The 24,482-nt window shown below is 58.4% G+C and carries 21 protein-coding genes; 11 read left to right on the forward strand and 10 right to left on the reverse strand.

What is annotated here, in order from left to right; all coding sequences use genetic code 11:
* The first annotated feature begins 76 nt into the window (after positions 1-76).
* Complete coding sequence (locus I8E17_RS23060; protein ID WP_069615518.1) at positions 77-886, forward strand: ABC transporter permease; 810 nt, start codon at positions 77-79, stop codon at positions 884-886.
* A gap of 36 nt (positions 887-922) precedes the next feature.
* Here I8E17_RS23060 and I8E17_RS23065 read toward each other — a convergent pair whose 3' ends face one another.
* Positions 923-1,723, reverse strand: coding sequence for an FkbM family methyltransferase (locus I8E17_RS23065; RefSeq protein ID WP_229002140.1), 801 nt, complete (start codon positions 1,721-1,723; stop codon positions 923-925).
* Between I8E17_RS23065 and I8E17_RS23070 the strand changes: the two genes are divergently transcribed.
* Positions 1,703-2,080: a hypothetical protein gene (locus I8E17_RS23070; RefSeq protein WP_229002141.1), complete on the forward strand. Its 378-nt coding sequence runs from the start codon at positions 1,703-1,705 to the stop codon at positions 2,078-2,080. The genes I8E17_RS23065 and I8E17_RS23070 overlap by 21 nt on opposite strands.
* Here I8E17_RS23070 and I8E17_RS23075 read toward each other — a convergent pair.
* Together I8E17_RS23075 and I8E17_RS23080 are read right to left on the reverse strand one after the other, a co-directional pair.
* A complete protein-coding gene (locus I8E17_RS23075) occupies positions 2,026-3,393 on the reverse strand; it encodes a glycosyltransferase family 1 protein (protein WP_229002142.1) in 1,368 nt (455 codons plus the stop codon). The genes I8E17_RS23070 and I8E17_RS23075 overlap by 55 nt on opposite strands.
* Positions 3,390-5,513 (reverse strand): capsular polysaccharide biosynthesis protein, encoded by a 2,124-nt coding sequence (locus I8E17_RS23080; RefSeq protein WP_069615521.1) that lies wholly within the window; start codon positions 5,511-5,513, stop codon positions 3,390-3,392. The genes I8E17_RS23075 and I8E17_RS23080 overlap by 4 nt, the downstream gene beginning before the upstream one ends.
* A 768-nt stretch (positions 5,514-6,281) precedes the next feature.
* Between I8E17_RS23080 and I8E17_RS23085 the strand changes: the two genes are divergently transcribed.
* The 9 genes from I8E17_RS23085 to I8E17_RS23125 all read left to right on the forward strand — a co-directional run bounded on the left by I8E17_RS23085 (position 6,282) and on the right by I8E17_RS23125 (position 16,634).
* On the forward strand, positions 6,282-7,349 hold the full coding sequence (locus I8E17_RS23085; RefSeq protein ID WP_229002143.1) for a capsule biosynthesis protein: 1,068 nt from the start codon (positions 6,282-6,284) through the stop codon (positions 7,347-7,349).
* Between the two features lie 83 nt (positions 7,350-7,432).
* Complete coding sequence (locus I8E17_RS23090) at positions 7,433-8,080, forward strand: ATP-binding cassette domain-containing protein (RefSeq protein WP_069615690.1); 648 nt, start codon at positions 7,433-7,435, stop codon at positions 8,078-8,080.
* Between the two features lie 735 nt (positions 8,081-8,815).
* Positions 8,816-9,745, forward strand: a complete 930-nt coding sequence (locus I8E17_RS23095; protein ID WP_229002144.1) for an AraC family transcriptional regulator — start codon at positions 8,816-8,818, stop codon at positions 9,743-9,745.
* Between the two features lie 57 nt (positions 9,746-9,802).
* Complete coding sequence (locus tag I8E17_RS23100) at positions 9,803-10,975, forward strand: polysaccharide biosynthesis/export family protein (protein WP_069615525.1); 1,173 nt, start codon at positions 9,803-9,805, stop codon at positions 10,973-10,975.
* A 123-nt stretch (positions 10,976-11,098) separates the two neighbouring features.
* The gene (locus tag I8E17_RS23105; protein WP_069615526.1) at positions 11,099-11,962 is read left to right on the forward strand and encodes an FkbM family methyltransferase; all 864 of its coding nucleotides are present in this window, start codon (positions 11,099-11,101) and stop codon (positions 11,960-11,962) included.
* A 34-nt stretch (positions 11,963-11,996) separates the two neighbouring features.
* On the forward strand, positions 11,997-13,328 hold the full coding sequence (locus tag I8E17_RS23110; protein WP_069615527.1) for a glycosyltransferase family 1 protein: 1,332 nt from the start codon (positions 11,997-11,999) through the stop codon (positions 13,326-13,328).
* 18 nt (positions 13,329-13,346) lie between these two features.
* A complete protein-coding gene (locus I8E17_RS23115) occupies positions 13,347-14,402 on the forward strand; it encodes a hypothetical protein (protein WP_069615528.1) in 1,056 nt (351 codons plus the stop codon).
* Positions 14,403-14,640: 238 nt separating this feature from the next.
* Positions 14,641-15,372 carry a response regulator transcription factor gene (locus I8E17_RS23120; RefSeq protein WP_069615691.1) on the forward strand — a complete coding sequence of 244 codons (732 nt, stop codon included), beginning with the start codon at positions 14,641-14,643 and terminating at the stop codon, positions 15,370-15,372.
* Positions 15,369-16,634 (forward strand): ATP-binding protein, encoded by a 1,266-nt coding sequence (locus I8E17_RS23125; protein WP_069615529.1) that lies wholly within the window; start codon positions 15,369-15,371, stop codon positions 16,632-16,634. The genes I8E17_RS23120 and I8E17_RS23125 overlap by 4 nt, the downstream gene beginning before the upstream one ends.
* Before the next feature lie 499 nt (positions 16,635-17,133).
* On the opposite strand, the gene I8E17_RS23130 is transcribed toward I8E17_RS23125, so the two are convergent.
* The 7 genes from I8E17_RS23130 to I8E17_RS23160 form a co-directional block, all read right to left on the reverse strand.
* Positions 17,134-19,089, reverse strand: a complete 1,956-nt coding sequence (locus I8E17_RS23130; RefSeq protein ID WP_069615530.1) for a MacB family efflux pump subunit — start codon at positions 19,087-19,089, stop codon at positions 17,134-17,136.
* Positions 19,090-19,092: 3 nt separating this feature from the next.
* Positions 19,093-20,298 carry an efflux RND transporter periplasmic adaptor subunit gene (locus tag I8E17_RS23135; RefSeq protein WP_113366739.1) on the reverse strand — a complete coding sequence of 402 codons (1,206 nt, stop codon included), beginning with the start codon at positions 20,296-20,298 and terminating at the stop codon, positions 19,093-19,095.
* 118 nt (positions 20,299-20,416) lie between these two features.
* On the reverse strand, positions 20,417-21,895 hold the full coding sequence (locus tag I8E17_RS23140) for an efflux transporter outer membrane subunit (RefSeq protein ID WP_229002189.1): 1,479 nt from the start codon (positions 21,893-21,895) through the stop codon (positions 20,417-20,419).
* A gap of 299 nt (positions 21,896-22,194) precedes the next feature.
* Complete coding sequence (locus tag I8E17_RS23145; RefSeq protein ID WP_069615532.1) at positions 22,195-22,809, reverse strand: hypothetical protein; 615 nt, start codon at positions 22,807-22,809, stop codon at positions 22,195-22,197.
* 268 nt (positions 22,810-23,077) lie between these two features.
* A complete protein-coding gene (locus I8E17_RS23150; protein ID WP_168192587.1) occupies positions 23,078-23,239 on the reverse strand; it encodes a hypothetical protein in 162 nt (53 codons plus the stop codon).
* An 82-nt stretch (positions 23,240-23,321) separates the two neighbouring features.
* Positions 23,322-24,173, reverse strand: coding sequence for an AraC family transcriptional regulator (locus I8E17_RS23155; protein ID WP_069615693.1), 852 nt, complete (start codon positions 24,171-24,173; stop codon positions 23,322-23,324).
* Positions 24,174-24,241: 68 nt separating this feature from the next.
* Entirely contained in the window at positions 24,242-24,469 is a 228-nt protein-coding gene (locus I8E17_RS23160; protein ID WP_083258339.1) for a DUF1127 domain-containing protein, read from the reverse strand.
* Positions 24,470-24,482 lie beyond the last annotated feature (13 nt).

The following is a 24,482-nucleotide window of genomic DNA, read 5'->3' on the forward strand; positions in this document are numbered from 1 at the left end:
ATTGAGCGGTTGCCCTTCGCCGGTATCGTTGACCGACCGTCCGATGGAGACGGGGTAGCGACCAGGAGGGCTTCGGATGCATCAGGTATCTGCAAACGCGCGCGGAGGGTCGCAGTTCATTGACGGGTTGAAGATTCAGGGGCGCGTCCTTGGTGCGCTGATCATGCGCGAAATGCTCATACGCTACGGGCGGGAAAACATCGGCTTCCTGTGGCTTGCGCTGGAACCGATGATCCTGACCACGGGTGTCATGATCATGTGGACGCTGCTCAATCATGAGGCGCACGGATTGACCGTCGCGGCTTTCGTTTTGAGCGGCTACATGCCGCTGACGCTCTGGCGCCACATAACCGGTCACGCAGTGTCTTGTCTGCGTCAAAATCTGCCCTTGATGTACCATCGCCAGATCCGCCTGGCTGACGCCATAATTGCCCGTGCGCTTCTGGAGACTGCCGGCACGACCGCCGCTCTCATCGTCGTCTACACGGTTGCGCGTTTGGCCAACATCATTCCGCCCTATCAGGATCTCGGCCTGGTGCTGGCGGGCTGGCTGTTCATGGCCTGGCTCTCTTTCGCGGTGGCGCTCATCTTTGCCGCCGGTTCGGAACGGTTCGAGTTTGTTGAGAAGCTGGTGCCGCCGTTTCAATATCTCACATTGCCGATCTGCGGCATGTTCTTCATGGTGGCCTGGCTTCCCAGTGGCGCCCAGAAGCTGGCGCTCTATGTCCCTCTCGTTCATTGCTTCGAGCTTTTTCGTGCCGGTGTCTTTGGCGATTCCGTGCAAACTTTCTATGACATTGATTACCTCGCGAAGTGCTGCCTGTTTACGACGGCTGCCGGCCTCTTCCTGATCAACGTGGCACGCCATCACATCAAGTTCGAATGACGCCGCTGCGGTCGCGCTAACGTTGGGCATAGTTCGTCACCTGGTACTGGAATTCCAAGGAGCGTAGCAGCGTTGTAACTCGAGGTGCTGAAGCCGCCGGTTGACGTCCTCGGCACGATCTTCATGAACGGCAAATATGTTCGCTGCGGTGCCGGCCGGAAAGTTCGAGTTGAATTCTTCGGATGTCGCCATTCGCATCAGCCGATGCTCGGACGTTGTCCAGATGTGGTAGCCGAAATCTGCGAGCTGGCGGTGGATCGCGCCTGGAGCGGTTTTGGAGACAATGGAGAGCATATCGTGGTTGATCTCCATCAATAGAGAAGGCTTACATGTGGCGATGGTTCTTTGCGCCCCCTTCAGAAACAAGCCTTCCGCTCCCTGTATGTCGACTTTTATGACATCAGGCCGCAGATTGCCGATAACACGATCCAGTGTTTCGACCTTGGTCTTGCGATCGACCTTGACTTCAGCGCGGGCAGTAATCAGTCGCGTGGCTCCCGCGTTGACTGTTTCCCCCGCGTCATCAAGGGGTAATTCTCCCGGAGCATCCGCGAGAGCGAGCTGGTGAACGCTGACTCGGTCTCCAAGTCCGTTCTCCACGATCGATCGATTGAACAACTCGCAGAGCTTCGGTAGAGGCTCAAAGGCGAGAACCGTTCCTCTAAATGGGGAATGATGGGCTGCGACAGAGAGGGAATAGTACCCCACATTGCCGCCGACATCGATGAATTGCCCGTTATCGGGCACGATGGCTTTCACGAGCTCGATGTCGAACTTCTCATACTCACCGTTCATGATGCCGAAGGAAATATGATATTGGCGAAGGTCCAGATACAATTTGAAATTGTATGCGGTTTCAAAAAGGACGACGATCGACCTCGGCACGAAATTGTGAAACAGCAATTCGCGATGACGTTGGTGGAATTCGTTGGAAGTCAGAAAACGTCTGCGATGGACGTCCAGCGGCAGGTCGGTGATTTGCAGGAGATGATTGCCGATGACATTTCGCTCATCGTCGTTGATCGGACGGCCGAGAATGAATTTGTAGCAATTCTCGATGTCGTAAAAGCTTGTCACGTCGCCGCTCCCGCGTCTTGCCGACGAACTTTGTTATTATGTTGCGCCAGCACCGCCGCCTCTCACTGCAAAATCGCCGAGGTAGGGAATCTCTCGATACGCCGCGAAGCGCGTTGAGCAGCATGGCGTCGTGGCGAAAAATCTGCCTCAATCAGCGCCTCCAGATCATCGAAATGCGTATCCCACCCGCTTGATGACCCGGGCTTCATTCGGCGTTGCGGCGAGGCGGCAATCATGTCCAGCGCGGCTCTCCAGCTCAGCCCGTCTAGAGGGTCCAGAAAGATGGCGGGCTGTCCGGCGGCAGCCTCGCGATGGGCGCTGATGTTGGAGGCGATGACCGGCGTGCCGAGCGCGATAGCCTCGGCGACAGGCATGCCATATCCCTCCGTGAAGGAAGGCGCGAGAAGGGCGGCCGCGCCCGCCACCAGCCGCGCCAAGGCAGCATCCTCCAGCCCCGGCACTTCGATGACGAGGCCGGGCAGGGCAGGGCATCGCTCCAGCATTGCCAGGATGTGGCTGTTTTCCCATCCCCTTTTGCCGACGATGACCAGCCGTGGCGCCTTCGGCCCGTCGCGCTCGGCCAGATATTGCCACAGGTGCAGCAACAACATGTGGTTCTTGCGCGGTTCGATCGTTCCGAGCGTCACGAAATATGGCTGCTGTGGTCGCGGCATCTCCGATGACGGCGACAGGAAGCATTGTTCGACACCGGGAGGCAGCACGGCGATAGAGGGCAGCTTTCGATTGCTTTCCTGGGCAAAGGTGCGCAAGGCGCGCGCCGTTACCTGGGAGTTGCAAAGCACCAGCGATGCGTGTTTCAGCACCGTCTCCATCCTGCGGCGATGCCGCTCCGGCTCCTCCGGTCTGACGAATTCCGGATGCGATAGCGGAATGAGATCATGGACGTAGAAGACGCCGTTTCTGCCGGCTTCTCGAAGCCAGGAGAACGCCGATGTCCGCTCCAGCCGGCTGTGTGATACGTGGACGAAAGACGCCCTGTCCGGCAACGCCAGGCCATGAGCGAAATGATTGGCGACGGCATGCGCAATCTTGCGCAGCTTTTGCGTATGAGCCTGCCCTGCTTTTACTTCCGACGCCGACTGCCACCTGATCTTGCCATCGATGGCGGCGAAAATCCGTTCGAGAAGGGCGGACTGTGCGGGCGATATCTCCGTTGCTGCCCAGCGGCTGTTAAGCATGGAGACCAACTCGTCCGCCCGCTTCGACGGAACGGTGACGGCGCTGTTATGACCGGTTTCGACAAACCACGACGGTTGCGGAAACGCACCGAGATCGGTCAAGGCAGTCCGTTTGCGGCGCTCGTTCAGCCAATTCGCATAATGAAGCTCATAGCGATCGATGCCGGTGGGCGTCGGGCAATGCGACCGTTCCATCAATCGCGAGATGTCCATAACGACCGGCTTCATCATTTTTTTCTTGCCTCGAGCATGTGGATGACCTGTGCCAGCCAGCGCCGCCGCGACGGATTGGGAGCGATGCCTTGGCGGGAACGATAGAGTTCGGCGACCACGTCTTCCGCCTCGCACGAAAGATTGGTGATGTTCGACCAATATCGCGGATAGAGGATGAGTGTGCCGGCCACGAGGGCGTCGAGCGTTAAAGCGCGCTTTCGCCGCAACGAAACGACCGAATCCCGTGTGAGGCCCCAGCCGGCATAGAAGGGGAGACCGTGACACCATACCGGCTTTTCTCGCAGCAGGGCTTCGAACCCGATCTGCGATGTTGCGACATGAACCTCGTCGACAACGCCGAGGAGATTATCCAGATCAACATTGCCGATGACGAGATCGGCGGCTTCCGCCTCCGCCGGTGGCCATGGAGGCGGATGACGGCCAGCCGCCTTCGCCAGAAGATCGGGGTGTTGTTTGTAGATGATGAATGCCGCAGGTCTTGCGCGCCGGACGGCTTTGAGCAGTTCGATATCGGATGGATGACTTGCCATGCCGAACCGCAGCGAGGCGTCGTTCGGCACCTGCCCGGCCACCAGAACGATGTCGCGGTTTTCGGCGAGAGCACGATAATCCGGCGCCGGCTGCGGCGGCAGATTGTATTTGGTAATGCCCATCGAGACGATGGCTTGCCGCAGGCGCTTTGCGCGCGCAAGAAGCGCATCGTCGAAATTCGCCCCGTTCAGGATCGTCTCCAGCCGGCTTGGAGCGGAGGCATCGAAATAGATGCCTTGGTCGTCGAAGCAGAGCGAAGATGGGGGCACCAGCGAGCTGCCGAGGCCGGAGGAGCGAATGAAGCCATCTTCAACCCGAATGATCGGCAATCTCTTGCCCTGCTTCCACAAAATGGATTCATCGGGAGGAGTGGCGTTCCCCCAAAGGACGATGGTGTCGGCACTCTGGATCTCCGAGGCGCTCGGATTGGTGGCGAACTGCACCTGCGACCGGGGGCTGCTTAGATAGCGGCGCATGACCGCGCGTTTGTGAAGCGAAAAATTGACGCAAAGGTAACGGCCGGAGAGCGATCGGGCGCGCGTGCGCCATTCCAGCAGCCGTTCGACTGCCTGCTCGGCCGTGATCGGGCTGCGCGAGACGGGATCGACATAACGGGAATATTGAAAGAACGCAGCAGCAGCAAACTCGTCTATGCTGACATGGCGTCCACGACGCGAGCGCGCCGTCGTTGCGACGGTGCCCACGGCGCGGTCCGCAGTCAGTCCCCAGCCGGCATAGGCGGGCATGCCGAAGGTAGTGACGGGTATTTCCCGCAGAAGCGCTTCCAGCCCGAGTTGACTTGATACGGTCCAGACCTCATCCACCATATCCAGCAGGGAATGTGTCGAGACAGGGCGGTCCACAAGCTGCACGCCTGCCGTTCGGGCGTGGGGTTGAAGGAAACCCCGGGCCCGGCCCGCGATGACGTCGGGATGGCATTTGACGATGATATCGGCATTTTCCACGGCAAGAGCCGCCGTCCACATTCTTGCGAAGGTCGCGGCATCGGCACCGGCGCTTTCCACAGCGTGATTTCCCATCACCTCGTCGACAAGCAGGATGCGCCTGCGACGGCTTTGGCGAAGCGAAATGGTCTCGTCCCGCAGCTGATTATCTTGAGACAGCCGTTCGCGAATGATCCATCGCCGCAGATCGCGGGCGCGCTGAATATCCGTGTCGGATGGCGCATTTTGAAGCAGCGCTTCCAATCGGGAGGGCTGGCGGGCAGAAGAATGAATACCGAGATCGTCTGCGACGATGGAGACCGGCGATGTGGCGTCCTGACCGGTCGATTGCAGGAAGCCGCCCGCCACCGTCCAGAAGGGCAGACCTTGCACCTGCGCATAGAGGCGTGCCAGGCGGGCAAGCGGCCCGCCTCCCCAACTGACGACACCATCGGCGGCACCCATCGTCAATTCGATCGGCTTGAGCGAGGCGGAGAAGGCGGGGCCGATGAGAGGAAACCGTTGACGTGTCGGAAGGAAAGCAAGCAGTCGTGCGTTGATCGGGGGCAACCAGGACGGCTGCTCGTCTGCCTTTGTCGAGGACCGCGCCTCCTGGGGAAAAATCGTCGAATCTATGTGCATATAAGTCCCCCCAAAAGATGATCGCTAAGAGCGATGGCTCGCGCCTGAGCGAAACAGCCCGCGATGTCTGCTCACGGCCGGTTGCATGAGCGGAACCGCTTTGGGAGACATGAAACGCAACGGTAACTGGAGGACATCTTCCGGTATCGAAAATGGGAGGCTGCGCCGCCTACCCAGGAGAAGTTTCAAGAGGCTTCGGTCGATGAGCAGGTCTATACGGCCATCCGAGGCAAGGTTACTGCCGATATGCTGCAAGATGCCTCCGAACTTTCCCATTCCGAATTCCTTGAACCAGCAATGAGGGTGAAACGGCTAATCGAATGGCAGTTATCGCCGCCACAATTCGGCCTCGCCATACGGATCGCGTCGCCAAAGTATTAATTGCGACAGAAGGCAAATTATTCTTGTTTCTGTATGTAAAAATTTCGAAAGCGCGGAAATATATTTGACTTTCTAAGGATATATGGGAATCTTTTGCAAAGTAAATTGCCATCGACATCGTCGTGCCCGTTGTTCGGAATGGCGAGCCGACACGATGGAAACCGGCTGACTGCGGTTGCTCGATCGGAGCTCCGGAAGGGCAGCGGCGGAGTGGTCCTCACCATTCCAAGAGAGATTTGATGGTCCCAAATGAGCCGTATCGAGAATAACAAGGAATTCACTGATTTCGTTAGGCTGGTGAATGCACGCTCATCCGGCGTTGTCATAGGTCAACCGGTTTCCTGGCCGCGTTCTGTCGCGCAATGGGCCCGATCGCAATTGCTGCTATTGCTGATCGTCGTCGTTCCCGGCTTGCTCGGGGCGATTTATTACGGTTTCATCTGCTCCGATCAGTATGTTTCCGAAACGCAGTTCGTCGTGCGCAGTCCGAACAGGAATGCCGCGGGGCTGCTCAGCGGGTTCCTGCAGAGCACCGGATTCGTTCGCGCGCAGGATGACAGCTACATCGTCACCGAGTTCATCAAGTCGCGCGCCGCCGTCGACGCCTTGGTAAAGAGGGATGGTCTGACGGAAATCCTCTCTCGCCCCGAAGGAGATCTCCTCAGCCGCTACCCGCTGCCTTGGGCGGAAGCCAATAATGAGGAGTTGTATCAGCATTATCTTCGTTTCATCAATGTACACACTGATAGCGGCAGCGGCGTGACGACACTGGATGCACGCGCATTTCGTGCCGAAGACGCCTATCGCCTGGCCAATGCCCTGGTTCAGCACGCGGAAGAACTCATCAACCGTCTTAATGATCGAGCGCGCGAAGATGCCGTCCGTTACGCGCAGATCGAGGTGAACGACAGCCAGATAAGGCTGTCCAACATGCAAAAGAGCCTTACGGAATTCCGCAATCGCGAAGCGCTAGTCGACCCGAGCAAGCAGTCGTCTGCTGCCTTGGACATGATTGCCCGGCTTTCGGATGATCTGGCCGACAGCAAGGCGCGTCTTTCTGCGCTGCAAGAACAGGCGCCGCAAAGTCCGCAAGGGGAGGCGCTGAGCGCGCGCGTGGCGGCGATGGAACGGCAGATCAGCGATGAACGGGCACGTATCGTTGGGAGTGACGGCTCGATGGCGCCTCGTATCGCGCAATATGAGCAGCTGTTGCTGGAGAGAGAAATGGCAGCGAAGATGCTGACATCGGCGACTGTTTCCCTGGAAAATGCCAGGATTGATGCGCAGCGGCAGCAATTGTATCTGGAGCGAATCGCCGATCCGAATTTGCCCGATCATGCGCTGTACCCGAAGCGCCTCGGTTCGTTTCTGATGCTGCTTGCGGTTTGTTTCGCGACTTTCTGGATCGTGCGCTTCTTCATGATCCAGGTACACGAGCACGCGACTCAGCAATGACCGGTCTCCCTTCCAGTCTCACGCAGATCGCCTCCCCGGGCGCGCCGGCGCCGAAGAGCGAAATACCCTGGCATGAAGATGGCATTGTCGGCGTGTTCGACCTCGTCAAGGAATATGAGGTGCATGGCCGGATGCGCCGCGTGGTCGACGGCGTGACATTCAAGATTGGCCGCGGTGAAAAGATCGCCGTCCTCGGACACAATGGGGCCGGCAAGTCAACGCTCGTGCGCATGATCGCAGGGATAGAGGAACCGACGTCGGGCAAGGTCGTGCGCAACATGTCGATGTCGTGGCCCATTGCCTTGAGCGGTGGCTTCGGCGGTTCGATGACTGGCTACGACTGCATGCGCTTCCTGTCGCGCATCTATGACAAGCCGTTCGATGAAATTCGCGATGTGGTAGAGGATTTCAGTGAGCTTGGCCGTTACCTGCGCATGCCTCTCAGGACTTATTCCTCAGGCATGCGAGCGCGGCTCGCCTTCGGCATGTCGCTTGCCATCGATTTCGATTGCTATCTCATCGATGAGGTATTGGCGGTTGGCGATAAACGCTTCCAGCTCCGCTGTTTTGAGGAGCTTTTCGTCAAACGCAAGGATCGCTCGATGATCATTGTGGGACATAATCTCAATGTGATCGGCGAGCTGTGCAAGTCGGCGCTGGTGTTGAAGAATGGCCGCGGCCGCGTCTTCGACGACATCGAAGCGGCATTTCGCATTTACTCCACATTGTAAGCCGGCCGACGGCTGGTTGTGTGGATCGGCAACAGTAGTGCACGCCATGTTTGCAAATTGACACAATATCAAGCGGCAGAATGCACCGCGTTTAAGCGCTTACCGGGACCCGATCGTATATAGATAGCGGCATTCCGGGCGCTGAGGCAGCGCTCTTAGCTAAGCCCCATCATGTATTAGAATAATTGAAATGAATATAGCGCGCGGTTTGTTTTAGCCGCAAGCCAGCGTGGCCGCTTGGCTACTCCTTTTTCCAGCGGACCTTGTGCATGCAACAAACCCTCCAACAATTCGATTGAGGTAAATTAGTAACTACTTCTGCAACCTGTGCCCGTAGACATGTCGAATATGTTTGCCGAGAGCGATTAATTTGTCCGATATCGTCGCTCGACATTTTCAACCTGTGGCCGCGCTACGAAGAGGTAGGATTCTGTATAACATCGTCACTATCTGTACTGTCTCGCTAAAATTCATCGTGCTAATTTAATTGTAAGTAATGCAACTTGCGATGAATGGTCTTGCCTCTCGAAGTGGGCGCGAGAGCAAAGGAATGGAGTCGTCAAAACGAACGCTAGAAAAAAGTGGCCTAGATAGAAATCACGTCTTAGCGATTGCTAATATACAACCTGAGATTTTGAGTAGGATTAGCGGATGGCGATGTTGGAAAGAGTTGTCGAGCAATGCGTTGGCACTTTCGAGGTGTATTCCCGGGATGCAATCATACGCAACCTTGACATGCTTGAACCAAACTGGAAATGGGCGGTTCCTTCGGAAACCTCAGGCGATTATTCCTTCAAATTCAGCAAGCAACCGCTTCAGTCGGCCTCGATTATAAGCGCCGAGCATTCGGCCGGCCTCGAGGGGACCGCGAAGCAGGACTTGCCGCGCGTCAGCATCGTATTTGTTCTCGCGGGGGAAATAGAGATCAATCACCGGCGAATGCGCAAGTCCTTGCGCATTCCTGCCAATTATGTCGCCAGCATCAGCGATCGGGCGGGCAAGCGGCTGGAGATCAAGCCGCGCAGCTCCTGGCTGCTGTTTCAGATCCCGGAATCTGTAATCCGTCAGCATTTCGAGGAGCTGACCGGCAAGCCCTATGTGCAGGAATTTGCGCTGGCACCCGTGAGCTTCCGTCAAGGCGGTGCGCAAGGACTCTATCAAACGCTGCGCCAGGCCGAGAAGGACTTGACGACCGCTCGCCAGACCGAACGGATGATGCTCGCCAAGGCTTACAGCGAGCTCCTGCTGGTCAAGCTGTTCGCCAAGCTGCCGCACAATCTGTCCGATGCCTTCAATCGCGGCACGCTTGAAAACGCGCCACGGCAGCTCCTGAGGGCCGAGGCCTTCATGCGCGACAATCTGCACAATGCGATCATGTTGGAGGATCTCGCAAACGCTGCGAGCTGCAGCCCGCGAGCGCTGCAACGCATGTTCAAGACCTACCGTGGCGATACGCCCATGGGAATCCTCTGCAACTACCGGCTGGCTGCGGCGCATGGCGCCATCAAGGGTGGTCAGGCCGAAAGCATCACCGATCTCGCCATGAGCCTGCAATTCTCCAATCCCGGGCGATTCTCCGTGCTCTACAAACACGCTTATGGCTCCAGTCCTTCGTCGATCCTTCGTTTTACCCGGGAGCGCAGCGACGATGCCGGAACGGCCTAGCCTGCCTCGCGCGAGAATGCCTCGCCAAAACTGCCTCCATGCCATTCAGGATCGTCGATGCCGTTGAAGTTCGGATTGTTGTGCGTTCTCGCCTGCGTTCTTACGGGCTGTGGACTACCGGAGGCTGGCCCCAAGGCCTCCCGCATATTGGAAGAAGCGGCCGCGCGCGCCATGCCACCATTCGCGGTTGTCGATGTGACGTCGACGGCGATGGTCAAGAGTGTCGCTCGACCGGTAGCCAGCTTCGCGGCATATTTCGGTGAGGGCGCACGGGATCCCGGCCTCAGGATAGCGGTTGGCGATGTCGTTTCCGTCAGCCTTTGGGAAGCGCCTCCGGGGAGCTTGTTCGGGATGGCGTCGAGCGCTTCGGGACAGCAACAGGCGACGGGTAGTTCAGTGACGATCCCGCCGCAAACCATCAACAGCGATGGCACAATCAGTATTCCTTATGTGGGCCGGATCACCGCCGCTGGCCGCACTCCGGCTTCCGTTGAAAAGGCGGTAGTTTCCGGCCTGATGGGCAAGGCGGTGCAACCACAGGCGTTGGTGACCGTCCAGCAAAGCTCGTCGAATACCGTCACGGTTACAGGCGAGGTGGCCGGCGGCGCGCGCGTCGCGCTTTCGCCCGCCGGCAGCCGAGTACTCGATGCTATTGCCGCCGCGGGAGGACTGCGCGCCGGCGTCAACGATAGCGTCGTCTACCTGACGCGAGGCGGGCGAACGATGCATCTGCCTTTTACCGCGATTGTTCAAAATCCGCGCGAGAACGTGAGATTGCGGCCCGAAGACGTCGTTACGGTCGTGCGCGAGCCGGTTACTTACACGATTCTTGGCGCATCAGGTCAGAATGGCGAAGTCCCCTTCAGCGTTCAGCATTTGACCATGGCGAATGCCGTCGCACGAGCCGGAGGCTTGCAGGATAGCCGCGCCGATGTTTCGGGCGTCTTCCTTTTCCGCTACGAGCCGTTTGAGGTTGCCCGCCGCATCGTTCCACCAAGCAATCCCTTGCTGCGCCGCGGCGGACCTGTCCCGATCGTCTATCGGTTCAACCTGAAAAACGGCTCGACGCTGCTTGCCATGCAGAACTTCGAGGTTCAGCCGCGAGATATAATCTATATCTCCAATGCCTCGTCGATCGATATTCAAAAGTTCATGGGCCTCTTCCAAGGTGTCACCGGAACGGCTTTGTCGGCAGCCTCGGTCGGCATCTCCGCGTCGGCAGCAAACTGAAGACGGCAGAGCAAAGGCGAGGGACAGGCCGGAGGCGGATAATCTCGCTGCGATCGAGGGAGTTTCCTGATGTTGCCCGGCCTGCGGAATGCGTTACGGGCATGCAGGAACGAGAGAGGTACAATGAGTTCTTCGGCACTGCTACATCTTCATGAATTGATGGCGTTCGATCGGCATCAGGCCGAAACGGCCATCTTGCAGCGCGTGAACAGCGCCTACCTCGGAAACCACACGGCCTTGGTGCGCGTACTCGGTCGCTACAAACTTTATGTAGACACTCGAGACAGAGGTTTCGGATCCCATGTTCTTCTGGACGGTTTTTGGGAGATCTGGCTGACATTGTTTTGCGCGCGCAACGTCAAGCGCGGTATGACCGCGATCGATGTCGGCGCGAATTTTGGCTATTACTCCCTTCTGCTTGCCGAGCTCGTCGGCACAAGGGGCGAATTGATCGCCGTCGAACCAAATCCCCATGCCGCCGATTTCCTGCGTCGCAGCGTCGAACTCAACGGGCTGCTCGGACGGACGCGGATCGAAACATCGGCGCTCGGCGCAACGATATCGGGAGAAGCCTCCTTATATGTACCCCATAACGAGCCGAAGAATGCGCTGATCGTTTCGGAATTGTTTCAACCTCGCTCGCAGGATGGTGTCATCATCAAGGTTCCCGTGACGACCCTCGACGGGATGAGCGCCTCCTGCTCGCGCGTTGACTTCATCAAGATCGACGCGGAGGGGGCGGAGGAGGTGATACTCGAAGGAATGGCCGAGACCATTGCCCGCCATAAGCCGATGCTCGTCGTTGAATTCAATCCTGCCCGCTATGCCGACGCATCCGGTTTTCTTGAACGGCTCGCCGGCATCTACGGGACAATGCGACGTCTCGATTTCAGCGGTGAGGCGGTTCCCATCACTAGCGAAGACCTGCTTTCGAAATATGGGGCCGACGATTCGCTGCTCGTCCTGTCGCGTGACAAGCCGGCTTGAGAGTGACGAGGGATTTTCAGATGCTGAAGGAGAGATGGGAGTGAGCCAGACGATCCTTTACGACGGCCTCAATCTTTCTCTGCAAAAGGGCACAGGTGTTGCGACCTACACCCGTAGCCTGCTCTCGGCTTCCCGTTCGCTTGGTTATCAGACCGGGGTTGTTTACGGAATTCCGGGGAAGGTTCCGAAGGACCCGGTATTGCGGGAGGTTGTTCTCTTCGATGCATCCGGCGCCCGCCCGCGCGGAGCATTATCCGAAGCTCGGCATTGGCTGCGCCGTCGCATTGCCGCGCCCTTCGGTGTGAGGCCGGTTCCGATCCCACTGGGCGGGACGGTTATTCTTAAATCTCTTCAGGCGCAACTCGGCGATGCGGCCCTGGCCTATGCTTCCAGCGACTTGTTCCATCTCGCGCGTCATCATTTCAAGCGCTACGGCAATAATCTAACAATGAAGTTCGAGGCACGGCCGGATCTTCTCCACTGCACCTATCCGATGCCGATCGCGGTTAGGAAGGCGCTGAATATCTATACGATCCATGACCTGGTGCCCTTGCGGCTGCCCTATCTGACCGAGGACGACAAGCGCTATCATTACAAGATGCTGCGCTCCCTGGTCCGGCGAGCGGATCATATCGTGACGGTATCCGAAACGTCGCGGGCCGATATCATCAAGGTTCTCGGTGCCGATGAGGCGCGCGTCAGCAATACCTATCAGGCCGTTCACGTGCCGGAGCGACTTCGCGAGAAACCGGTCGATGTGGTTGCGGATGAAGTCGCCGGCATCTTCCATCTCGATTGGAAGGGCTATTTCCTCTTCTTCGGCGCTTTCGAGCCGAAGAAGAACATTTCACGGCTGATCGAGGCCTATCTCGCCGCAAAAACATCCAAGCCGCTTATCATCGTCGGTGCTCCGGGATGGAAAGGCGAGGAAACGCGGCAGCTCATCGATGATGACCGGTTTCGCTTCTATCTTCGCGCGGAAGACCGTATCTTGCCGCAACGGCAGATCCAGCGCTTCGATTTCGTATCCTATCCCTTGCTGATCAGCCTGATCAGGGGAGCGCGGGCGGTGCTGTTTCCTTCGCTTTATGAAGGTTTCGGCCTGCCGGTGCTGGAATCCATGCAGCTTGGAACGCCGGTCCTGAGCTCCACGGAGGGATCGATCCCCGAAATAGCCGGAGATGCCGCGCTGCTGGTCGATCCTTATGACACGGAGGAGATGCGCAAGGCGATCGTCAGTCTGGATCAGGATGACGGGTTGTGCGCCTCGTTTGCCAGGTCCGGTCCCAGGCAGGCCGCCCGTTTTTCCACGGATCGATATCAGCAGAAGGTGAGCGCGCTTTATGACAGCCTCTTCAACGGATAATCGCAGAAAGAGCGGATCATGACCATCCTCTTTGCATTCGGGATGCCGGGCGTCATGTCCTCGTGGGGTGTTGCCGCGGTGCATGCCCTGGCCCGCGAAGCCTTCGGCGATTACGCGATCATCGCAACCGATACGGTGGAGGACCTCAAGCAGCATGTCGTAACGCGATCCGGCATGCATGCGGTTCTCGTCTCGCAATTTCCGGAAGCCAGGCTTTCGGAGTTGATCCTCAGGGTCAATGTGCCGTTTCTGTTGTTTCTCGAAGATCCGCTCGACGCGGTCTCATATCTGGCTCGAGCGACCGAGCAGCGGGATATCGGCTTGGTCAGGGCCGTCTCGGCCAGCCTTGCCTGCCTCGAGCCGCTGGCAGGCGCTTCCGGAGCGCTGGTCTTGCGTCGCAACGACATCGGTCAAAAGAGCAGCATAGATCTGCTTTTGAAGACGATAGACCGGCATTTCAGTACTGATCTCAAATTTGAGCAAATCGCGAATGCGCTGCTGCATGTCGGAATGGCGCCTGCCGGACAGCCGTCGCATGCCGAGCCGCCGAAACTGGAGGAGGCAGCAGCGGCGGTGATCGCGGGATATCTGATGCCGCAGGAGGCTGTCCCGGAGGTTAGCGAGGCACTGCGCGAGACGGCAAGGAAGGTTCTTCGCCCTCTGGAATTCGACCGCCGGAAAAGCTCGCGCGCCACGATTTTCTGGCCGCAAGAGACATTTCTGTCAGGCGACAGCCTGGGGCAGGCACTGGACGATCTTGTCGACCTCACCGGAGGAGCCCGGTGCCTCATCTATGGTCCCTATCTTCACCTGCCTCCAGGCCGCTGGAATGCGAAATTTGCCTTCGATGTCGACGAAGATTGTCAGGGGCAGATCCTCACCCTGGAGGTACATGCCGCCGAATTGCTGGGGAGGCTGCGTGTCTGCCCGGAAGGCACTGGCTCTTTCGAGGCGGCGGTGCCGGTCAATATTGTTGACCCACGTACGCCGATCGAAATTCGGCTGATGATGGACAGCGGCGCCATTGAAGGGCGGCTTTCCGCCTGGAGCGTCGAATGGCTGCGAGCGGCTTGACAGCCGGCTTGCGGATTGGCTTTGACGACCGCGGGTGAGCAACGGCTCTCGACTCGTTGATGCGTCATCGGCAGCGGTTTCCGTTTTCCGCGCATTATTTTGTTACCCAATATTTCCAGCATCGGGAATTTTGTAAACGAACGTTTCTCGGTCAGATTTTTCCGTATTGGCGCCGCAAAACCCTTCTTTTCAGGCAATCCATAGTTTGTATAAGAATTGAGAAAACGGAATGAATCCTATGAACGCGAATGCCGCACCCGATGTTCTGATAGTCGATGACGACCACGAAATACGCTCCCTCTTAAGCAGATACCTCGAGGAGCAGGGTTTCCGCGTATCGACGGCAAGCGATCTGCGCGGATGCAACGATGCGCTCAACCGACGTCATCCCGATCTCCTCGTCCTGGATGTCATGCTTCCCGATGGGTCTGGCCTCGATCTTTGCCGCGATCTGCGAAATCGCCGTCCTCGGGTGCCAGTCATTCTCCTGACTGCCCTGAAAGAAGATATAGATCGCATTCTCGGTCTCGAGATCGGCGCCGATGACTACCTCGGCAAACCGTTCAATCCGCGCGAACTGGCCGCGCGCATCCGTGCGGTCCTACGCCGCACGAACGAGGATTCCTCATTGGAGCCCGAGCAGAGGCGCTATCAGTTCGCGAACATGATGCTCGATCCGCAGCTTCGTCGGGTCAGCAGAGAGAGCGGCGAGGCGATTTCGTTGACAGGCGCCGAATTCGACCTTCTGAAGGCGTTCCTGGAACGTGCCGGCCGGCTCCTGTCGCGAGATCAGCTGCTCGACCTGACGCAGGGACGTGATCGCGATCCGGCCGATCGCTCCATCGACGTCCTGATGAGCCGGTTGCGCCGCAAGCTTGGAGAAACGGTAGAGGAGCCCATCTTCAGGACGATCCGCAATGGAGGCTATCAGCTCGTCGTTCCGGTAACGGCCATCAAAGGCGATTCATGAGGTCGCTCGGCGCGCGCTTAGCGCTACTTTTGATGACCGCCATCGTTCTGGTGGTCATTTCCTCGTCTTTCGTAGCAAGCCTCGTCATGCGCGGGCCGCGGCCGGACATGACGATCGAACGGATGGCCCACCAGCTTTCCATTCTCGCCACGTTCGCAGAGAAAGATAGAACCACTGCGGCATCGGCGGGATTGGTCGTTACCCCCGGACCCGCTGAAGGCCAACGCGACGAAGAACTGTCCCGCTTCCTGATGGAAGCCCTGCTTCGAATATCCGGCATGCGCGAGGCCGTCATAGTACGCCAGTCGACGGGCGAGATGATCGCGTCGCTGAAGCTTTACGACGGCAGCTGGCTGATCATGCCGATGCCGGACCATGGCCCGCCGCCGGGCGGGTGGAAAATCCTTGTGGGATGGCTCGGTCTTATCATCATCGGCAGCGTGCTCGTCTCCATCTTTGCCGCCTCGAAGATCATGAAGCCGCTGCGTCTGCTGGAGGAGGCGGCGGCGGCGATCAATCCCGACGGTACCCTGCCGCATATAGCGGAAAGCGGACCGGGAGAAATTCGCGCGACCGCGCAGGCGCTCAATGGCCTGTCGGCGCGAGTGAAAGCCGCCACGGAAAGCCGTATGCGGCTCGTTGCCGCCGCCGGACACGACCTGCGGACGCCGATGACCCGGATGCGCCTGCGGGCCGAGTTCATTCAGGATGATGAAGAGCGGCGCAAGTGGTTTGCCGATCTCGAGGAGCTCGACAGGATCGCCGACAGCGCGATAGGGCTAGTCCGGGAAGAGATTTCCAAGGACAGTCTGGAGCAGGTCAGGCTCGACAAGATCGTCGGCGATATCGTCACTGAGTTGAAAGCGATCGATATGAACGTCACGAGCGGCGAACTGGAGCAGGCAACGATCAGCGCAGGCCCTCTCGCCGTCACCCGAGCCTTGCGGAATCTGCTCATCAACGCGGCAACGCACGGCCAGTCGGCGACGGTGACGGTGACGCACCTTGGCAATAGAGCCGTTGTGCGAATTGTCGATACCGGGCCCGGTATTCCGGAGGATCGGCTCAATCAGGTGTTCGAACCCTTCTTCCGGATCGACATCGCAAGGCAAAGGTCTTTTCCGGGAGCCGGCCTTGGCATGGCCATTGCGCGCGAGATCGTTACCCGATTCGGGGGCGAGATCACGGTGCGTAACCGTCAGCCGTGTGGATTGGAGCAGGTCGTGTCGTTCAAGAGCGCCGAGGCTAAAGTCGCAAGCTAGAGCGTTTCCAGGAAAAGGGCACAGCGGTTTTCCGTCAGGAATTGCGTGAACCAAAGAGATAGAGCGGTTCAGAGATTCCGTGAAGAGCTGAACCGCTCCAGCACGAGCGAGGTGACTCACATCATCGTGGCATCGCAGACTTGGCCATCCCCTGCGGGGATGGGATCAGCTGACGGAATATCCGCGCTGTCAAACAGGCTTTACTTACGTAGAACTCTTGAAAATTCTACATAAACCAATATTGAAAGTAAGATTACAGAACTTATCGAATAGTTCGCGCCGGCGGAAAAGCCGAGACATTAAATATCGCCAAAATGCCTTGTTTCAGCAACATTCAGAAATGTCAGTGCCGGCAACTGATGTAAAATCGTGGTCGATCAGCAGCTTGGCTCGAGCAGGCTTTGGTCGCCCCGCATACCCGGCTTCGCCATAACGCCCCCAACACGAATGGCGGAGCCGGATTGCTTTCCGGCTCCGCCGTTGATTTTTCCCAGAAATATCAGTCTCTTGATAATGCCGCGACAGGGTCCAGCAACGATGCGTTGCGGGCCGGCAGGTAGCCGAAGGTCAGGCCGATCGCGCAGGAGCATGCGAAGGCCAGAATGATCGAACTTGCGGAATAGACGAGCGTGAAGTTCGATCCGAAATAGTTGAAGGCGAAGCCGAAGCCAAGCGCCGTCGTAATGCCGAAAGCACCGCCCAGCAGACATACGAGGACGGCTTCGATCAGGAACTGCTGGAGAATGTCATGACGTCTCGCGCCGACTGCCATACGTACGCCGATCTCGGCAATACGCTCGGACACCGAGACGAGCATGATGTTCATGACACCGATACCTCCGACCAGCAGCGATATGACGGCGATCGCCGAGACGAGCAGGGTCATCGTCCGGGTCGTGCTGGTAATGGTCTGGCGAATATCGTCGGTATTGAGGATAAAGAAATCCTTGGTGCCATGGCGGAGCTCCAGAAACTGGGAGACGGCCGCCGCCGCGGCAACACTTTCGGTATTGTCGGCGACCCGTACCGTGATGCTGCGCAGCGACATATCGCCCAACAGGCGGGCCTGGACACTGGTATAGGGTAGATAGACGGAAAGATTGTCACTTGAGCCGAAGCCGCCTTGCTGGGAGCCAATGACGCCGATGATGCGCGCGGGAACCTTGCCGACGAGAATGGTTTGCCCGAGCGGATCGAGCCCCTGATCGGCGAACAAGGTCGTCGCCGTGTTCTGATCGATTACCGCATCCTGCGACAAGCGTTTCACGTCGTCCGCGTCGAAGAACCTGCCCATGATAAGTTTCGATCCTTTCACGGAAAAATACGCGTCTCCCACGCCATTGATGAGGGCGTTCGCCTCCATCGAGCCGAATCGCACGGTGCTGCTGGTCGAGACGGTCGGTGTAACAGCCGCGACATAGGTCAATTTCGCCAAAGCATCGGCGTCGGCGACCACCAGGGTCTTGATGCGGCCTGAGCGCGTATCGCCGAAGCTCTTGCCGGGAAAGATTTCCAGCGTGTTGGTGCCGAGGCTATTGATATTTTCCAGAACCTTTCGCTGCGATCCCTCGCCGAGCGCGATGACACTGACGACCGAGGCTATGCCGATGACGATGCCGAGCATGGTCAGGAACGTGCGCAGCCGATGGGCCTTGAGTGCAAGGACCGCCATCCGGAAGGCTTCCGTCAGCCGGCCAGCCATCTCCCGCCAACCGGATTTGCCGAAGCCGGCCGCGGTAGCGGAGGCTCGCAATGCCGGAACTTTGCCGCCCGTACGCCGATCGGCAACGATCCGTCCGTCGGAGATCTCGATGATGCGATCGGCACGCGCGGCGACATTCATGTCGTGGGTGACGATGACGACCGTGTGGCCTTCGCCATGGAGCTCGCCAAGAATACGCAGGACTTCCTCGCCGCTCTGCCGGTCCAGGGCGCCCGTGGGCTCGTCGGCAAGAATGACGTTGCCGTTGTTCATCAGGGCGCGTGCGATCGAAACTCGCTGCTGCTGGCCGCCCGAAAGCTGGCCCGGGCGATGGCTGTTTCGTTCGCTCATGCCGAGCCGCTCAAGAAGCGCTGCCGCGCGCGCTCGTCTTGTTTCACCTGACTGCCCGGCATAGATGGCCGGTACCTCGACATTGCCGATCGCCGTCAGCTCGGAAAGCAGATGATAGCGTTGAAAGATGAAGCCGAAATGCTCTCTGCGCAGTTTGGATAGCGCATCGCTGTCTAGGCGATGCGTCTCTTCGCCGGCGATCGCATACGTGCCGGAGGTCGGGCGGTCCAATAGACCGATGATGTTCATCAGTGTGGATTTCCCCGAGCCGGAAGGCCCGACGATCGCGACCATTTCGCCTTCGGCGATGTCAAGATCGACGCCCTGCAAGACTGCGATCGTGCGGTCCCCGGATTGATATTCGCGGCGCACGCGCTTCAGTTCGATAATCGGAGAAGGCATGGGTCAGAACCCCATTGGAGGGGGAGGGCCGCCACTGCTGCTCTTGGTGGTCGCCGTGCTTGCCTCGCCGACCACGACATTCTCTCCTTCGGAGAGACCAGAGAGGATTTCGGCAGAGACGTTGTCGTTGAGGCCGACCATGACGTTGCGGCGGATCCTCTTGCCGTTGTCGCTCACGACCTGAACCGTGCGGGATCCCTCGGCGGATTTGCCGCCCAATGCGGAGGAAGGGATGGTGAGCACATTCTTGGCCTGTCCGAGAACGATGTGAACCTCCGCCGACATGTAGGTGCGAAAGTAATTATCGGGGTTCGGCACTGCAAACACACCGTTGTAGTAGATCGCCGAGGTGGAGGATGACGATGTCGTGCTGCTGCTTGATGACGCTGTTGTGGACGATGAGGTGATGCTGCTGTCGCTGGTGATCGATTCAGGTGCCGGCTCGATCGACTGCAATGTGGCCTCATACCGGGTATTCGGATCGCCAAGGATGGTGAAATAAACCGGTTGCCCCACCTTGACCTTGACGACATCGGCTTCGGAGATCTCCGTGCGAACGATCATCGTATCGACTTGTCCGAGGATGACGATCGTCGGCGCCGATTGCGCCGCGTTCACCGTCTGGCCCTGCTGGTTGACGATGGCGAGCACCGTGCCATCCATCGGCGCCGTGATGTGCGTATAGGAAAGATTGGCGCGCGCGGTTTCCACCGCGACTTCGGCCGATGTGATTTGCGCGTCGAGAGCGGCAATTTGGGCAGTAATCTTCTTGACGTTCGCTTCCGCACTGTCGAGGTCCGCCTTGGAGCCTGCCTGGTTGCGGAATATCGTCTGCTGGCGGACAAGCGTCGTCTGTGCGTTTTCAAGATCGGCCTCGCTTTCCTGGCGCTGTGCCCTAACGTTCGCCAGGGAAGCTTGAGCGGTCTTCAGGTCGTTGCTCTGTGTGGTCGAGTCGATTTCGGCAACAAGGCTGTCTTTCTTGACGGTATCGCCAAGCTTGACATGAAGTGCCGTGATCCGACCGGAGACCTGTGCACCGACCGCGACCAGCTTGATCGGCCTGAAGGTGCCGGATGCGAGCACGGCTTCCTCGACATTGCCCCGCATCACCCGCGCCGTGATGGCCGATGCCGTCTGCCGGTCGGAATAGCCGTATCGGAAAGAAAGGAGACCGACTGCGGCAAGGGCAAGGAGACCTGCATAGAGCATGTATCGCGGTCTAATGCTCCGCTTTGGCAGCGCTCTGGCGGGAAGAGGGCTTGCGTCCTTGGCCCGTTTCGGATTGACGGTCGGCGGTGCCTTATGTTCCAGGGTGTTCAGCATGAGATTATTGGACCTTGGCCAGATGGGGACCGGTATCGGCGTCAACGACGACAGGCGTGGAGACATCGACTTGTCCGTCCCAGCCTCCACCCAGCGCCTTGTTGAGGGAAATGTAATTTGAAGCAATATTTGCGGTGCTTTGGATAAGCGAGCTTTCGGCGCTATAAAGTGAGCGATCCGCATCAAGCACGTTAAGGTAATCGACTGCGCCGGCCTTATTTAGCTCGTGGGACAAGTCTGCCGCCTTGCGATAAGATGCGGCGGAAGTGATAAGCTTGGCGTTTTTCAGTCTCTCTTGCGTCAGTGACACAATGCCATCTTCGACATCCTGCATAGCCGTCAAGACCGCGGACTGGTAGGCGATATAATATTGGTCGCGTTGTGCCTTGGCGACATCCACCGCAGCCTTGAGCTGACCACCCTGGAATATCGGTACGGTGAGCGATGGGCCGAACGACCAACCGATCGTTGACTTCTTGCCAAGGTCCGAAATGCTTGTGGCAGATGATGAGATGCTGCCCGTCAACGAGACTGAAGGATAGCGATCTGCCTCGGCCTGACCGATCTTGGCGGTATATTGTGCGAGTTGACGCTCGGCACCGCGAACGTCAGGACGGGACAAGAGGATATCGGCGGGAATACCTGCCGAGACATCAAGCTTCGGTCGTGGAATGGCACCGCCGGTTTTTAGACGTTCGTCGAGGGCTGCTGGCGGCTTGCCAAGGAGTACGGCGAGCTTATGAACTGCCTGCGCATAGGAGGTTTCATAGGTTGGAATATCTGCCTCAGTGCTGGCCGCCTCGCCTGCTGCTTTCGCAGCGTCAATGGCTGTTGCTGTCCCGGCCCCGAATTCAGCTTGAGTGAGTTCCGCCGTCCTTCGCTGTGAGACGCCGGTGCGGTGCGCCAGGTCACGCAAGGCCTGATACTCACGGGCCTGAACATAATAGGAAGCAACATCCCCAACGAGCGTTACCAGCGTATCGCGCAAATCCTCTTCCGCAGCATCGACGCCGTATTTCGCAGCTTCGGCGGCACGTTTGTTGCCGCCGAACAGGTCGAGTTCCCAGCTTGCATCGAATCCCGGCTCGTACTCATTGTAGACGCTGGCAGGGGTGCCGTCAGAGGCAGCCGTTCGGTTGCGGGTTGCCGATGCTGTCCCCTCAACGGTTGGAAAAAGTGCGCCTCTTTGCTCGCGATAGGTCGCGCGAGCTTCGCGTATCTTTGCTTTCGCTGTTGCGACATCGAGATTGCCTGCGACGGCCTCCTCAACCAAAGCATCCAGCGTGGGATCACGAAGCTGTTTCCACCATTGCGACAATTGCGGGGTTTGCGGGGGCTTGCTTGTGGCCTTGCTGCCCCAATGCGTCGGCACGGCAAGGGCGGGTGTCTTATAATCCGGCCCTACGACACAGCCTGTCAATGTTCCGACGAATATGGCGGCAATGGCAATATTCGACGGTCCCTTGTTTGAGCGCAAACATATCGGCAAGATTTCCATCCCTGGTTTGTTGATGCAATGCACTGGCCTCGACTGGGGCCAGGAAGACGCGCAGCGTGAGGGAGACCATCGCTTTTCCTCTGCGAAGAAGGAGTGGCGGCGCTCACACGCCATTGGTCCGGGAGCGCCGGGCGGGGCATTCCCGGACCAATCGGCCCGGCGAAGGGCCGCTCCTTCCAACCAACAGGAGCGTCCGGCGGGATCTCGATTGGCTGGAAGCGGAGAGGAAATGGTCTGTCGTGGTGAGGTGGAGGGTTTCGCCCAGAAAGACCCTCCATTGATGATCAGTGGAACGGATGCGGGCCGGGAACGAGCGAGCGCTCCGCGTCCGCCAGTTTGGTGAGCTGATCGGCGTTCAACATGTTGCGCAGAGCCACAGCCTTGTCCTTGAGAGCCTTGGCCTTCGCGGCACGATCCAGCACGCGATCGGCTAGGCGCTCTCCGAAAAGTTGAGCTTGCCCGTCGCTCTGATGGGCAGCCTGGGACGCGGCATCGTCGCCGGGCGCCGGCAGGTCTGGCAGCTCGTTCTTTGCGGGAGCCAAGAGATCGATCAGGGCGCTGGTATAATCCCGCCAGGCGTCGAGCTGGTTACTGCGGACGCCGATCAAGGTTTCGAGCGCTGACAATTTTTCCGCGATCATCAGGGCGGGGTTCGGTCTATGCGGAGGCCCCGGGGGCACGGGCATACCCCCGCCAGAGGCCATCATCGGCCCTTCGGGATGACGGTCCTGGAAATACCAGCCGTCCGATGGCGGGCCGACCGGCCCCGGTTGCGCGGTCTCCGCGCCTGCAGGCTTTTGCTGCTGGGATGCGATTTCTGCACCGGCTGCATAAGCCGAAGCGGTTGCGCCGCCGATTGCCGTTGTCAATAAAGCCGCGACGATAAGTCGTTTGTTCATAATCAATGCCTTCGCTACGAGTAACTGCAGCAAAAGCTAATGCGACCTTATGAATGCAATACGTCGATATGTTTCCTAACTTTTCCCGCAAGGGGAATATTGCGAACGAAGTTTGCTGACGGCCTGGCAGCAATACTCCATTACAATTTCCTTTATTGTCGCCTTAAAGTTCGACTTGCAAGTGTAACAGCAAGCGACATTCGGGGTCGATCGCAGGTCGCAGATAGAGAGAGCTGTCGCTTGGCGACGGCTCTCTCCACAGTGTTCGCTATTCCTTGCTTCCGGAAGCAGCAGATGTCGATTGATCCGCCTCCTTCAACGCGGCCGCACATTCCTCGCAGCACACTTCCACCGATTTGCCGCCGAGATTGACCTTGATGGTCTCGGCGCCGAGTTCGCAATCGCAAGCGGCACATGTGGTTCTCTTCATCTCGTGATCCTTTCCTGATCGATCCCCTTGCCAGGGCAGGATCATGAGAGCATCGATCATCATGTCGGCGCTGTCGGAATCTTTAGCGAACCGCGTAGCGCTTGGGCTTCAGCTGTGCGGAGCGCTGGAATTCCGCTGGCGTCAGGCCGTAGGTCTGTTTGAACGCGGCGCTGAAATGGCTATGGCTGGAAAACCCGAGATCGAGCCCGAGCATGGTCAGGTCGTCATAGGAAGCGAGGAGATCGAGCGCGCGTGCCAGCCGAAGCCGCAGCTGGTAGCGGTAAAGAGGGATGGCTTCTACCTGCTGGAAGACCTGTGTCAGGTAGACGGGCGAGACGCCGACATCCCTGGCGATCTCTGCAAGCGTCCAGCGCCGTGCAAGATCGGAGGACAGAACGAGCTTTGCCCGGTCGACGAGCTTCTGCCGGCCGGAACTTGCGCCGGCCGCATGCGACGTCCGCTCGCCCAGAGAACGGCGCACCAGAGTCAACGCCAGTGTTTCGCCTTCAAGGCTCTCGGCTAAATTACGGCTGAGCCCATGGCGAAGCATAGCCACGAGTGCCTGTGCGCGGGGATCGATGCGTCGGCGCTGGCGGCGAAAGATAACGCTTTCGCCGGATTGAACCTGTTCCTTCGGCGCAAGCTCCTGAAGAACGCTCTCGTCTATACTAAGATCGAGACAGGAATCACCGCCGTCAACAGGATGACTGATTCGATATTCCTGTCCGTTGTTGAAAAACAACACCTGGTTTGCTTCCGCAACGGTATCACTCTGGCCGACGTGGCGCTTGAAAACGCCACGATAGGGATAGACGAGGCTCGTCTTGTGGGCGCATTCCTCTCCGCTCTTATGCCGGCATTCACCGTTACAGACGATATCGCGGATGACGACGGTTTTCGTCTTCAGCAGCAAGGCGGTCGAAATTTCTGACATGCCGAACTTCCCCATCCCGGCGTTAATGCCCGTCGCACCAGCGGAGCTTAGCACATCCTGCGCCATTTTTAGTAGCGACTGTAAATATGAACATCGCTCCCCTTCTGACCACGGGAAAGGCCAATGTCCTTCAACTGATCGTCCGAAAGTTCCAGAAGCGCATTGCGGTTCCTGCGCTCGACCATCTTGCGTGCGAGCATGCGTGCAAGGTCCTGCAGCGCCGAAAAAGGCTGGCGTCGAGCCTTGCGGAAAGCGCCGGCCGGTTCGGGAGAGGTGATGATGTTTGTAGCTTGCATGGCGATACTCCAT

The sequence above is a fragment of the Rhizobium sp. AB2/73 genome, assembly GCF_020871915.1.
Taxonomy (GTDB): domain Bacteria; phylum Pseudomonadota; class Alphaproteobacteria; order Rhizobiales; family Rhizobiaceae; genus Rhizobium; species Rhizobium dioscoreae.